Below are 12502 nucleotides of genomic sequence, written 5' to 3'. Positions count from 1 at the left end.
CACCTGTAATAGCAAATCCGTCCGACCAGATTTGGAACATTTTCATCAAAAAGATTGAAAAGAGGTTTTCTGCTATGAAAAAGATTGTTGTCATCGGCGGCGGCACCATGGGCCTGGATATCGCTCAGGTCTTTGCCAAGAAGGATTTTGACGTGGTCGTCCGCGACATCAACGACGACATCATCAAGGCCTCCGAGGCCCGCCTGAACAAGGGCCTGGACAAGCTGGTGGCCAAGGGCAAGATGGACGAGGAGAAGAAGGCTGCTATCCTGTCCCACATGAGCTTTACCACCGATCTGGCTGCTGCTGCCGACGCCGACCTGGTCGTTGAGGCCGCCATCGAGAACCTGGACATCAAGAAGAGCATCTTTGCCGAGCTGGACAGCATCTGCAAGCCCGAGACCATCCTGGCCTCCAACACCTCTTCCATCTCCATCACCGCTATCGCCGCCGCCACCAAGCGCGCCGACAAGTTCATCGGCATGCACTTCTTCAACCCCGCCACTGTCATGAAGCTGGTGGAGGTCATCCGCGGCGCTCACACCTCCGATGAGACTTTCAACACCATCCGCGACCTGTCCGTGGAGATCGGCAAGGAGCCCGTCGAGGTCAACGAGGCCCCCGGCTTCGTGGTCAACAAGATCCTGATCCCCATGATCAATGAGGGCATCGACCTGGTGTACACCGGCGTGGCCACCGTTGAGGGCGTTGACACCGCTATGAAGCTGGGCGCCAACCACCCCATGGGCCCCCTGGCTCTGGGCGATCTGGTGGGCCTGGATGTGTGCCTGGCCATCATGGACACCCTGTACAACGAGACTCACGATCCCAAGTATCGCGCCTCCCTGCTGCTGCGGAAGATGGTCCGCGCCGGCAAGCTGGGCCGCAAGACCGGCATCGGCTTCTACGACTACACCAAGAAGTAAGAGCCTCATTCATACTGCGCAAAACGACGGGCGGGAGCCCAAAACACTCCCGCCCGCCCGTTGTGAAATACATATCTAGGAGGAAGGCAACAAATGGATCTGCACCTTTCCAAAGAGCAGGAAATGCTCCGCAAGATGTACCGTGACTTTGCCGAAAACGAAGTCAAGCCCCTGGCTGAGTGGGTGGACGAGAACGAGGCGTTCCCCGAGGAGACCGTCAAGAAGATGGCCAAGCTGGGCATGATGGGCATCTATTTCCCCAAGGAGTACGGCGGCGCCGGCGCGGACGTTCTGTCCTATGTCATGGCCGTCGAGGAGATGAGCAAGGTCTGTGGCACCACCGGCGTTATCATCTCCGCTCACACCTCCCTGTGCTGCGCTCCCATCTATGAGAACGGCACCGAGGAGCAGAAGCAGAAGTATCTGCCCAAGCTGTGCTCCGGCGAGTGGATCGGCGCTTTCGGCCTGACCGAGCCCGGCGCCGGCACTGACGCCCAGGGTCAGCAGACCACCGCCGTGAAGGACGAGAACGGCAACTGGGTGCTCAACGGCTCCAAGATCTTCATCACCAACGCCGGCTATGCCAACGTGTTCGTGATCTTCGCCATCACCGGCATCTCCACCGACAAGCGCGGCCGCAAGAAGAAGGAGATCTCCGCCTTCATCGTGGAGCGCACCGATCCCGGCTTCTCCGTGGGCAAGCACGAGAAGAAGATGGGCATCAAGGGCTCCTCCACCTGTGAGCTGATCATGGAGGACTGTGTCATTCCCGCCGACCGTCTGCTGGGCAAGCAGGGCAAGGGCTTCGGCATTGCCATGAAGACCCTGGACGGCGGCCGTATCGGCATCGCCTCTCAGGCCCTGGGCCTGGCTGAGGGCGCCATCGAGGAGACCATCAAGTACACCAAGGAGCGCGTCCAGTTCGGTAAGCGCATTTCCCAGTTCCAGAACACCCAGTTCCAGCTGGCTGACATGCATGCCAAGACTGAGGCTGCCAAGTGGCTGGTCTACTCCGCTGCCATGAAGAAGCAGAACCATGAGCCCTACACCATGGACGCTGCCATGGCCAAGCTGTTTGCTGCTGAGACCGCCAGCGACGTGACCCGCCGCTGCGTGCAGCTGTTCGGCGGCTACGGCTACACCCGTGAGTACCCCGTGGAGCGCATGATGCGCGACGCCAAGATCACTGAGATCTATGAGGGCACCAGCGAGGTCCAGCGGATGGTCATTTCTGCCAACCTGGGCGTCAACTAAAGGAACTGGAGGGAAGTTACGATATGAAAGCAATCGTTTGTGTCAAGCAGGTCCCGGATACCTCCGGTGTGGTGGCGGTGAAGGAAGACGGCACCATGGACCGTGCCGCCATGGCTACCATCACCAACCACGACGACCTGGCTGCTGTTGAGGCCGCCCTGCGCATCAAGGACGCCACCGGCTGCAAGGTGGTTGTGGTCTCCATGGGCCCCCCGCCCGCCGAGGGTATGCTCCGCGAGCTGCTGGCCATGGGCGCCGACGAGGCCGTTCTGGTCTCCGCCCGTGAGTTCGGCGGTTCCGATACTTACGCCACTTCTCAGATCCTGGCCGCTGCCATCAAGAAGATCGGCGTGGACGACGACGATATCGTGTTCTGCGGCCGTCAGGCCATCGACGGCGATACCGCCCAGGTCGGTCCCCAGATCGCTGAGAAGCTGGGTATGCCCCAGGTCTCCTACGTTGCCGAGATCAACGTGGAGGGCAAGGCTGTTACCGTGAAGCGTCTGCTGGAGGACGGCTACATGACCATCAAGGTCCAGACCCCCTGCCTGCTGACCTGCGTGAAGGAGCTCAACGACGCCCGCTACATGAGCGTGGGCGGCATCATGGAGTGCTACCAGAAGCCTCTGGAAGTCTACAACTATGAGACTCTGAAGGACGATCCCCTGATTGATGTTACTACCATCGGCCTGAAGGGCTCTCCCACTAATGTGTACAAGTCCTTCTCTCCCCCGGTGAAGGGCGCCGGTATGATGATGGAGGGCGCCGATAAGGCGACTGTCGAGAAGCTGGTCTCCATCCTCAACGACAAGCACATTATCTAATTGAAAGGAGAGCAATAGAATGGCTTTCAATAGTAGCGATACCGCCGCCTTCAAGGGCGTATGGGTTTTCTGTGAGCAGCGCGAGGGCGTCATCATGTCCACCAGCTACCAGCTCCTCTCCGAGGGCCGTAAGCTGGCCAACGACCTGGGCGTGGAGCTCTGCGGCGTGGTCCTGGGCAAGGACATCAAGGAAGATTATCTGAAGGCTCTGGGCGGCTACGGCGCCGACAAGGTGTACTACTGCAACCACGAGCTGCTGGACGTTTACACCACCGACGCCTACACCAAGGTCATCTGCGACCTGGTGGAGGACAAGAAGCCCGAGATCTTCCTCATCGGCGCCACCAACATCGGTCGTGACCTGGGCCCCCGCTGCGCTGCCCGGCTGCACACCGGTCTGACCGCCGACTGTACCCACCTCGACGTGGACGTGGCCAAGTACAAGGAGTTCCTGAAGACCACCTCTACCATCGACGTGGACAACACCGTGTTCGAGGAGAACACCAACCTGAAGATGACCCGTCCCGCTTTCGGCGGTCACCTGATGGCTACCATCATCTGCCCCCGCTTCCGTCCCCAGATGTCCACCGTCCGTCCCGGCGTCATGCAGACCCAGCCCTACGACGAGGCCGGCGCTGCCAAGACTGTCATCGAGAACGTGGACGTCAAGCTGGACAAGTCCGACATCCATGTTGAGGTGCTGGAGGTCAAGAAGGCCGCCAAGAAGCTGGTCGACCTGATCGGCGCTGACGTGGTGGTCTCCGTGGGCCGCGGCATCAGCAAGGACGTTGAGGGCGGCATCAAGCTGGCTGAGGAGCTGGCTTCCGTCCTGGGCGGCGTTGTGGGCTCCTCCCGTGCCTGCGTGGACGCTGGCTGGATCGGCGCCGACCATCAGGTTGGCCAGACCGGCAAGACCGTCCATCCCCGCATCTATGTTGCTCTGGGTATCTCCGGCGCCATCCAGCACCTGGCTGGCATGCAGGACTCCGAGTGCATCATCGCGGTGAACAAGAACGAGTCCGCCCCCATCTTCGACGTGGCTTCCTACGGCATCGTGGGCGACCTGTACAAGGTTACTCCCATGCTCATCGAGGCCATCCGCGCCGCCAAGGCTGCGAAGTAAGGGATTACTTACACAAGGAAAACACCGGCCAGATCATCTGGCCGGTGTTTTTTTATACAGGCAACCGATTGCGCAGCAGGAGGAAATAGAGTATACTGAAACACCGTAGAGAGGAGGAGACCGCCATGCTGGAGCGTCATCCCAACGGCGTGCTGCTGCTGGGGGTAGTGGGTATTTCCATATCGGCTATTCTGGTGCGCTATTCACAGGCGCCGTCGGTGATCACGGCGGTGTATCGTTTGGGCTGGACGGTGCTTCTGCTGCTGCCGGTGGTGCTGCTCAAGTTCCGCAAAGAGCTGCTACAGGTGCGGGGCAGGGATATCCTGCTGTGTACCCTCAGCGGCATCTGTCTGGCCCTCCATTTTCTCACCTGGTTTGAGTCATTGAAGTGGACTGGCGTGGCAGTGTCCACCGTGCTGGTGAGTACCGAGGTCATTTTTACTGCCCTGGGCTTTGCCCTCTTTCTCAAAGGGAAAATCCCACCCCTGGGCGTGGCCGCCATCGTGATGGCGTTCGGAGGCAGCGCTGTGCTGGCTCTGGCAGGCGGCGGACAGGGCAGCGTTTTGTATGGCAATATTCTAGCGCTGGCCGCCGCATTCTTTGTCGCTCTGTATACTTTGATCGGAAGAATACAGAGAGGATACCTTTCCACCACCATTTATACCTTCCTGACCTATCTGGCCTGCTTCCTCACCCTGCTGATCATGGCCCTGGCCAGCGGTACGCCCCTGGTGGGGTATGGCGGCAGGGAGTGGCTCATCGGCCTTGGCCTGGCGGTGCTGTGCACCCTTATGGGACACAGCCTGTTCAGCTGGTGCCTGAAATTTCTCTCTCCCGCCTACGTCTCGGCGGTCAAGCTGTGCGAGCCTGTGTTTTCCGGAGCACTGGCGGTCCCCCTGTTTGGAGAAATCCCCACCCCGGTGCAGCTGCTGGGTGCGGCCATCATTCTGGGTGCGGTGCTGCTCTATACCTGGGCGGAGCGGAAGTGATGGATATAGGGTTCCCTGCTGGCGTTTTGTGACGAAAAAATACGAACGGTAAAACTTTACAAATTATGGTAAAGATGTATAATTGAGTCATAGAACGTACAAAGGGGGAGAAATCCATGCGAGAGCTGATGCTGGAGAGCCCGCAGGGGTGTGCCTACCGCTATGCCATTCTGGTGGACGAGATGTCGGTAGGCGGGCTGAGCTGTGAGAGCTATGGCGTTAAGGTGACCGGGCCGGATGGAGACTGGGAGGCTGTGCCCAATATTACCGTGAGTACCGGCCGCATCGACGAGCTGGCCGAGCTGATCCGCCGGAATCAGGTGTCCCCGGTGACCCTGCGGGACGTGATCGAGGACTGGCTGTAAGAAAAGTGGATAAAAATACATGGTTATGTACGGCTGGCATTGACAGCGCAGGCAAAATCGGCTATGATAATGTCTGCTGAATCGACCACGCAGCGGAGTGGACTGGTCAGAAGGTGTCTTGTGGGCGCCGTTCCGTATGCAGATCGTTCCCGCGGTGAAAGCCGCGGGAATTCTCTTAGGCGGTAGTGTGTCTGCCGGGAGAAATTTGGCAGGGCAGGGGACAGAGGACCCGCCCAAAAGGCCGCCGCAGGCGGCCAAGCCAAGGAGGAAAGATCGTGAAAGAGAGAGAGACCTTTGCGTCCCGGCTGGGCTTCGTGCTCATCTCTGCCGGGTGCGCCATCGGCCTGGGCAACGTCTGGCGTTTCCCCTACATCGTGGGGCAGTACGGCGGCGCCGCCTTTGTGCTGATTTATCTGCTGTTTCTGGTGGCCATGGGTCTGCCCATCATGGCAATGGAGTTTGCCGTGGGTCGGGCCAGCCGCAAGAGCATCATCGTGTCCTTCCAGGAGCTGGAGCCCAAGGGCACCAAGTGGCACTGGTATGGCTGGTTCGGCATGGCGGGCAACTACCTGCTGATGATGTTCTATACCACCATCGCCGGCTGGCTGCTGATGTATTTCTTCAAGATCGCCGCCGGTCAGTTTGACGGCCTGGACAAGGCCGGTGTGGAGCAGTCCTTCGGTACGATGGTGTCCCAGCCCGGGATGCAGCTGCTCTTTATGGCTATTGTGGTGGTGCTGGGCATGGTGATCTGCAGCAGGGGCCTGCGCAACGGCGTGGAGAAGGCCAACAAGTTCATGATGCTGTGCCTGCTGTTCCTGCTGGTGGTGCTGGCCATCCGTGCCATTACTCTGCCCGGCGCCATCAAGGGCCTGGAGTTCTATCTGGTGCCCAACTTTGACAACCTGCTGTATGACGCCAACGGCAACTTCCGCCTGGGCGAGGCCATCTATGCCGCCATGGGACAGGCCTTCTTTACCCTGAGCCTGGGCATCGGCGCCATGGCCATCTTCGGCAGCTACATCGGCAAGGACCGCCGCCTGTTCGGCGAGACCATCAGTGTGGGTATCCTGGACACCTGTGTGGCCTTTGTGTCCGGCCTGATCATCTTCCCCTCTGCCTTTGCCTTCGGCGTCAACCCCGACGCCGGCTCCAACCTGATCTTTATCACTCTGCCCAATGTGTTCAACGCCATGCCCGGCGGCCGGCTGTGGGGCGCGCTCTTCTTCGTGTTCCTCTTCTTTGCCGCCCTGTCCACCATCACCGCCGTGTTTGAGAACATCCTGGCCTGCTGGATGGACAAGTGGGGAGTATCCCGGCGCAAGGCGGTGGCCATCAATCTGGTGCTGATCTTCCTGCTGAGCCTGCCCTGCCTGCTGGGCAACAACGTCTGGAGCGGCATCAAGATTCTGGGCATGGGTATCATGGATTTCGAGGACTTCCTGGTGAGCAACAACCTGCTGCCCATCGGCTCTGTGATTTACCTGCTCTTCTGCTGCCTGTCCAAGAAGATCGCCTGGGGCTTCGATGGCTTCCTGGCGGAGGCCGACCAGGGCAAGGGCGTGCGCTTCCCTGCCAAGCTGCGGATGTACTTCACTGTTGTGGTGCCTATCATTGTCCTCATCATCTTTGTGATGGGCTACATCGAGAAATTCGCGTAAATGACCAGCAAAAAGGACCTGCCAAGCGGCAGGTCCTTTTTGATTAGGGATAAGCATTCCAATAGACCTGACCTGCCTTCAGCGAGAGACCCCGGGCGGCGAAGAGCTGGTCTATGGTACAGAAGTAGTAGCCCTCAGCATGAAGTCGGTCCACGATCTGGAGAGCCGCGTCTACCGACTCGGGATAGATGTCGTGGAGCAGAATGATGCTGCCGTCTTGAGCCTGGGACACCACCTGTTCCACCACCCGGGCGGTATTTTTGTCGTCCCAGTCCTCCGGGTCGATGGACCAGAGAATAATGGGGCAGTTTGCCCGGGTGCGCACGCCCTCGTCCCATTTGCCGAAGGGGGGACGGAGTAGGAAGTCGTTGTGGCCCAGCAGGTCCTTCAGCAGGGTGCGGGTGGTTTCCACCTGGGCGTCAAAGTCGGCCTGGTTCAGCTCGGTGAGCTGCATATGGTCAAAGGTGTGGATGCCGATCTGATGGCCTTCCCGGTCCATCCGACGTATCACATCCTCGTTGTCGGCAATCTGGCAGCCAATGAGGAAAAAGGTGGCCGTTACACCCCGCTCCGCCAGACCGTCCAGCAGGCGGGTGGTGGTGGAGCGGCGGGGACCGTCGTCAAAGGTGAGGGCGATGAGCTTCTGCTCCGGAAGATCCACAACGGCGTCGGTGTGCACCGCATCCCGATACAGTAAAGCAGAGGGTGAGAGAACTGCCAGCAGCAGCGCCAGCACAAGAATGGCACAGCGCCGCCCGATATGCCGCTTCATGTCCCTCGCCCCCTGTTTCACCGGTTGTCTGGCTTAGTATGTGCGGCGGGACGGCAGACTTACCACACAAAATCTGTTAATTCAGGCCTGCCGGGGATCGGGATCGCCGCTGAGGGAGAGGATATACTGATAGTAAGGCAGCAGAAATTCAAAGGAATCTACCAGGGTGTCAGCCAGATCATGGCTCCACAGAAGCTCCTGGTGGGGGGCGCTGTGGGAGAGGGCAAAGCTCTTCTTGCTGTACCAGGGCTGCAGCAGGGGAGAAGGGGCCGCTTTGGGCCGCTTGTAGTCCTCGCCCTCCAGAATGAACTGATCCTGCTTGTTCAGGCGGCGGGCCAGCTGCTCCATGGGCTTGGGGTCCCGATCCATCCGGGCCCGGAGCTTGGCCATAGTCACGGCTGGGGCCATCCAGAAGCCCATGCCGCAGGACCAGCCCTCGGGCTCCAGCTCGAACCAGAATACCGGCTCCGAGCCGGGCTCCACATGGGGGCGGACCAGACTGAGCCACAGGTGATCCTTGTAGGGGCCCCGGCCAAAGAGCCGCCGGGCGTCCCGGTAGATGCGGGAGACCTTGCACACCAGATCCAGGTCGGGATGCTTGTCCAGAAAACGGTCATAGACCTCGTTGGCCAGCGCCTTCATGGGGCGCTGGAAGTGGGTGAGGTATTCCTCTTTATGGGCCTCAAACCAGGACTTTTCATTGTTGAAGCGGATGCCCCACATAAAGTCCACGGTGGCCCCGGAAAATCCTTCAAACATATTGGGTTCCTTTCCAGTTTGGTATTTGGGCAAGCAAGGCCCCCCGCCGGGCGGGGGGCCTTGCTGCAAGGTTGTCATCAGGCGGCTGGAGATTCCGCTTCCGGTACAGGAGTGTTATCCGTGGGCTCCATGCCGGGACCCACCGAAGAGGTGGGTGTGGGCGCCGGGGTGGGAGTCATTTCCGGAGTGGGTGTGGTGCTGGGCTGTGCGGAGGGAGTGGCGCTGGGGGTAGCCGACGGTGTGGCAGAAGGTGTGGCTGTGGGCGTGGGAGTGGGAACCACCGGAGTAAGGGTCTTCAGGCCGGTGGAGGGATCGATGCCCCAGCGGGCCGCATCAGCGGGGTTGTAGTAATACACCGCGTCGGAGGACTTATAACTGTTGCGGTAGAGGAAAATGGTCTTTACCGTGTTGCCGTTCTTGTCCACCAGCTTCTGGTACACATCCACCGTAACGCCGTTATAGCGGGAGTAGTTGGGGTCCCGCCGAGGTTCAGCGCCGGCGGGGTGGGAAGGATCAGGCTTATAGGTGTTCTTATAGGGGGTGGTGGAGACGGTGACACTGTAAGGCTCGCCGTGGATGCCGGTGGTATCGGTGCCGTAGATGGTGACATGCAGCTTATGATTGCGGTCCTGATAGGTCTCGATCTTAATGGGGTAGTCGGTGCTGTTCTTGAACTTGAAATCGATCTGATTGCTCCACACAGTGGCGTCAGTGCCGATGACAGGCATATAGCCGCCGTTGAATGCGTGCTTGGAGCGTTCCACGGTCTCCAGGTTGGCCTTCAGGGTGACCCAGTAAATGGTGGAGGACAGCTGGCAGATACCGCCGGCGGTGGCATCAATGCTCTGTCCGTTCTGATAGGTGCCGGCGTCTCTGTAGCCGCTGGCCTTGGTGTAGGGACCGGCCAGGGCGTTGTAGGAGAACACCTCGCCGGGCAGCAGGATGGTGCCATTGACCCGGCCGGCGGCCAGATCAATATTGTACCAGCGATTGGAGGGGCCTGCGCAGCTGGTGGTGCCGGTGCCCAGCACGTCCTTGAAGAGGTTGGCCTCCAGATCGGCGGTGGTCATTTTGGGCTCAGTCTTGGTCAGGGGAACGGTGACCTGCTCCCCCTCCTCCGCACTGTCCAGAGCGGACTTGGCGGCGGCTACGTCCAGCTCGACGCCGGTGACCGAGGGGACCACCTTTTTGGTCTCCTTGTCTAAGTAGGCGTCGGTGGCTTCCACACAGACCTCTTTCTGAATGGCATCAAAATCGGGGTCAGCGGGGGGTGCAGTGGTGACTTCGGTCTCCAGCGGGGAGTTATCAGCGCTGTCATCGGTCAGCAGCTGGGAGAAGCGCTGACCGGCGGCGTTGACCAGAGCAGTTACGTCAAGAGCGCGGCCGGTGATTCCCTTGTGGAACACCAGCTGATCGTCCTGCACTTCCCAGGTGGTCTGGGTATTGGGATCGGCATACTCCTCCATTACCTTTTCCACCACAGAAGGGGTCTGCTCAAAGGTGACGGGGACGGAGTAACGGGCGCCGGAGATCATGGCGCTCAGATACTGGGCGCCCCGGGTGAGGAAGTTGCCCGACTGCTGGGCCATAGCCTCCTGCACGGCAGTTTCCGCAGCCTCGGAGGTAACGGAGGCCTCCTTGCCCTCGATGGCCCAGTCGTAACCCTCGCAGGTAAAGGGAACGGTGAGCTCAGACAGGCGCTGGGGAAGCGCATCCTCCAGCAGAGAGAACGCCTCCTCCTGGGTGCGGCCGCCTACATTGACGCCGCCGATGGTGGTATTGGGCAAGAAGGTGCCGCTGCCGGCCACAGCACACAGGATCAGATAGCCGGCGATCAGTGCCGCGGCTGCGATGAGCACTATAATCAGGGCCAGCGTGCCGCCCTGAGGCTTTTTGGCCTGCGCGGCACGTTTACCCGCTGCTTGTGCCATATTGATCACTCCAACTTTTCGATTGATTGCCGCGGCCGGAGGCCGGGCCGAGAATCCGGCGCATGGGGCGGAGAAGACGCAGAGCGTATGAGCCATTCCGTATTGCCATGGATTCTTTAAGCCATATTATAGGTGTTGGCTAGGAAAAATGCAATTACAGAATGGTTACATGAACGGCAGGCGGAAATCGCTTTACAGCCGCAGAGAATCAGTGTATGATAATAGAAAAAGCTGTATGAGTCAAAGTGGAACGATACCGGCCGCCTATTCAGCATGAGCCCGCGAGGCGAATCGTATCCATTGAAATTTTATCACTTTTGTGATTGAATGGCAGCGTTTTTTAGCCTTTTATCCAAAGGAGCGGTATTCCATGTCCTATTATCGCAACCGGCGTCCAGACAACGGCAACGAACTGTTCTCCTGGATCCTGATCCTGATCCTGCTGGTTACCCTGTGGCCTGTGGGGATTATCCTGCTGGTACGCAAGCTGGTTGGCATGGGGCGCAGACCTCAGTTCCCCTATCTGGGGCCCAGCCCCGGCACCCAGGGGGTCCGCACGCCCCCTCCCAACGCGGCGGGGAAACGGCCCAGCCTCGGCAAGGGCAAGGCCATGACCATTATCGGCGCCATCATGGCTGTCCTTTTTGGTATCGCCACCGTGTCTGGTCTGCCGGTGGTGAGCAGCATCTGGGGCTTTCCCATGTCTCTGGCGGCGATGTCGCCGGTGATCGGGCTGTTTGCCGGCGGCCTGGCCCTGATGGCCGCGGGCAGTATCAGCACCCGCAAGGCAAAGCGATTTCGGAAGTATCTGGCCCTCATCGGGCGGCGGGAGAGCGTTTCGGTGGTACAGCTGGCCCACGCTATGCCGGTCTCGGTACGCAAGGCGTGCAGCGATTTGCAGGAGATGCTGGACGAGGGCATTCTGCCTGCCGGGTATCTGGATATGTCCTCCCATGAGCTGATCCTCAGCGACGAGGGCCTGAAGGACGAGCCGGAGCCCGAAAAGACGGAGGAGGCACAGGAGGAAGAACCCCTGGATCTCCGGGATGACGACGCGGTGCTGCGGGAGATCCGCCGGCTCAACGACGACATTGACGACCCGGCCATGAGCCGCAAGATCGACCGCATCGGGGAGATCACCAGCAAGATCTACGGCTATGCCAAGCAGAATCCGGGCAAGGAGGACCAGCTGCGCTCCTTCCTCAACTACTATCTGCCCACCACGCTGAAGATCCTCAAAGCCTATGCCCGCATGGAGGACCAGGGCGTGGAGGGGGAAAATATCCGCACTGCCAAGGCCCGTATCGAGGGTATGATGGATAAGGTGGTAGACGGCTTCGAGAAACAGCTGGACCGCCTGTTTGAGGTGGACACCATGGACATCACCGCCGATGTGGAGGTGCTGGAGCGGATGCTGGAGAAGGACGGCCTGTCCGGCGGTATGGACTTTGGTCAAACGGGAACTTCATAAAACGTTTACATAAGGTCCAAAATTTATCCAACACTCGACAGGGCGGCTGTGCTATCTTATAGGCACAGCCAAGAGAAAAGGCAAGGGCGCCGCGCCGGGAGCGTGCGGAGGACAAATGCCATCCGGAGCGCGTTCAACAAACCGGCCCGCCCTTGTGACTGCCCCCCGGCTGTGGGGGCAGACCAAAAGCAACACCGGCCCTGCCGTGTGATGAGATAAAACAGGAATTCCTCCCTTAAGACAGCGCCCCGGACATGGTCCGGGGCGCGCTGCTTTTTGTGCTGGACATAGAAAAGGCCCCGGACAAACGTCCGGGGCCCTTTTTGTATAAAGAAAACCACTCGCTAGGCGAGTGGTTCAAAAAAGCCTATGGCGATGAAAATGATAAAAAAACTCCCTTTGCTATAATAGAAGTGCGGTCTGCCAA

The 12502-nt window shown here is 59.6% G+C and carries 11 protein-coding genes; 8 read left to right on the top strand and 3 right to left on the bottom strand.

The genetic code is table 11. From position 1 onward, the window contains the following. Positions 1–74: 74 nt before the first annotated feature. The 7 genes from B5G34_RS15405 to B5G34_RS15375 all read left to right on the top strand — a co-directional run bounded on the left by B5G34_RS15405 (position 75) and on the right by B5G34_RS15375 (position 7142). The gene (locus B5G34_RS15405) at positions 75–926 is read left to right on the top strand and encodes a 3-hydroxybutyryl-CoA dehydrogenase (protein WP_087339526.1); all 852 of its coding nucleotides are present in this window, start codon (positions 75–77) and stop codon (positions 924–926) included. A 93-nt stretch (positions 927–1019) separates the two neighbouring features. Continuing rightward, positions 1020–2180 (top strand): acyl-CoA dehydrogenase, encoded by a 1161-nt coding sequence (locus B5G34_RS15400; RefSeq protein ID WP_087339523.1) that lies wholly within the window; start codon positions 1020–1022, stop codon positions 2178–2180. A gap of 23 nt (positions 2181–2203) precedes the next feature. After that, positions 2204–3004 (top strand): acryloyl-CoA reductase electron transfer subunit gamma, encoded by an 801-nt coding sequence (acrB, locus tag B5G34_RS15395; RefSeq protein ID WP_087339521.1) that lies wholly within the window; start codon positions 2204–2206, stop codon positions 3002–3004. Positions 3005–3023: 19 nt separating this feature from the next. Beyond that, positions 3024–4127: an acryloyl-CoA reductase electron transfer subunit beta gene (acrA, locus tag B5G34_RS15390; RefSeq protein WP_087339518.1), complete on the top strand. Its 1104-nt coding sequence runs from the start codon at positions 3024–3026 to the stop codon at positions 4125–4127. Between the two features lie 125 nt (positions 4128–4252). Then, entirely contained in the window at positions 4253–5116 is an 864-nt protein-coding gene (locus B5G34_RS15385) for a DMT family transporter (RefSeq protein ID WP_204245965.1), read from the top strand. Between the two features lie 116 nt (positions 5117–5232). Continuing rightward, positions 5233–5481 (top strand): DUF6514 family protein, encoded by a 249-nt coding sequence (locus tag B5G34_RS15380; RefSeq protein ID WP_087339515.1) that lies wholly within the window; start codon positions 5233–5235, stop codon positions 5479–5481. Positions 5482–5756: 275 nt separating this feature from the next. Continuing rightward, positions 5757–7142 carry a sodium-dependent transporter gene (locus tag B5G34_RS15375; protein ID WP_087339511.1) on the top strand — a complete coding sequence of 462 codons (1386 nt, stop codon included), beginning with the start codon at positions 5757–5759 and terminating at the stop codon, positions 7140–7142. Between the two features lie 43 nt (positions 7143–7185). Here B5G34_RS15375 and B5G34_RS15370 read toward each other — a convergent pair whose 3' ends face one another. The 3 genes from B5G34_RS15370 to B5G34_RS15360 all read right to left on the bottom strand — a co-directional run bounded on the left by B5G34_RS15370 (position 7186) and on the right by B5G34_RS15360 (position 10604). Then, positions 7186–7914, bottom strand: coding sequence for a polysaccharide deacetylase family protein (locus tag B5G34_RS15370; RefSeq protein ID WP_087339507.1), 729 nt, complete (start codon positions 7912–7914; stop codon positions 7186–7188). Positions 7915–7995: 81 nt separating this feature from the next. Then, entirely contained in the window at positions 7996–8673 is a 678-nt protein-coding gene (locus B5G34_RS15365) for a DUF2461 domain-containing protein (RefSeq protein WP_087339503.1), read from the bottom strand. 77 nt (positions 8674–8750) lie between these two features. Next, positions 8751–10604 carry a VanW family protein gene (locus B5G34_RS15360; RefSeq protein WP_087339500.1) on the bottom strand — a complete coding sequence of 618 codons (1854 nt, stop codon included), beginning with the start codon at positions 10602–10604 and terminating at the stop codon, positions 8751–8753. 370 nt (positions 10605–10974) lie between these two features. Here B5G34_RS15360 and B5G34_RS15355 point away from each other — a divergent pair, with 370 nt between their 5' ends. Further along, positions 10975–12075, top strand: coding sequence for a 5-bromo-4-chloroindolyl phosphate hydrolysis family protein (locus B5G34_RS15355; protein WP_087339497.1), 1101 nt, complete (start codon positions 10975–10977; stop codon positions 12073–12075). Positions 12076–12502 lie beyond the last annotated feature (427 nt).

The organism is Flavonifractor sp. An82, from assembly GCF_002159265.1.
Lineage (GTDB): Bacteria > Bacillota > Clostridia > Oscillospirales > Oscillospiraceae > Flavonifractor.
The sequence above is the reverse complement of the archived record's forward strand: the minus strand, read 5'-3'. Positions and strand labels throughout refer to the sequence as shown.

What these genes read in the sequence shown, in the direction of transcription:
- B5G34_RS15405 (WP_087339526.1), top strand. Translation starts at nt 75, where the DNA reads ATGAAAAAGATTGTTGTCATCGGCGGCGGCACCATGGGCCTGGATATC.
- B5G34_RS15400 (WP_087339523.1), top strand. Translation starts at nt 1,020, where the DNA reads ATGGATCTGCACCTTTCCAAAGAGCAGGAAATGCTCCGCAAGATGTAC.
- acrB (WP_087339521.1), top strand. Translation starts at nt 2,204, where the DNA reads ATGAAAGCAATCGTTTGTGTCAAGCAGGTCCCGGATACCTCCGGTGTG.
- acrA (WP_087339518.1), top strand. Translation starts at nt 3,024, where the DNA reads ATGGCTTTCAATAGTAGCGATACCGCCGCCTTCAAGGGCGTATGGGTT.
- B5G34_RS15385 (WP_204245965.1), top strand. Translation starts at nt 4,253, where the DNA reads ATGCTGGAGCGTCATCCCAACGGCGTGCTGCTGCTGGGGGTAGTGGGT.
- B5G34_RS15380 (WP_087339515.1), top strand. Translation starts at nt 5,233, where the DNA reads ATGCGAGAGCTGATGCTGGAGAGCCCGCAGGGGTGTGCCTACCGCTAT.
- B5G34_RS15370 (WP_087339507.1), bottom strand. Translation starts at nt 7,914, where the DNA reads ATGAAGCGGCATATCGGGCGGCGCTGTGCCATTCTTGTGCTGGCGCTG.
- B5G34_RS15365 (WP_087339503.1), bottom strand. Translation starts at nt 8,673, where the DNA reads ATGTTTGAAGGATTTTCCGGGGCCACCGTGGACTTTATGTGGGGCATC.
- B5G34_RS15360 (WP_087339500.1), bottom strand. Translation starts at nt 10,604, where the DNA reads ATGGCACAAGCAGCGGGTAAACGTGCCGCGCAGGCCAAAAAGCCTCAG.
- B5G34_RS15355 (WP_087339497.1), top strand. Translation starts at nt 10,975, where the DNA reads ATGTCCTATTATCGCAACCGGCGTCCAGACAACGGCAACGAACTGTTC.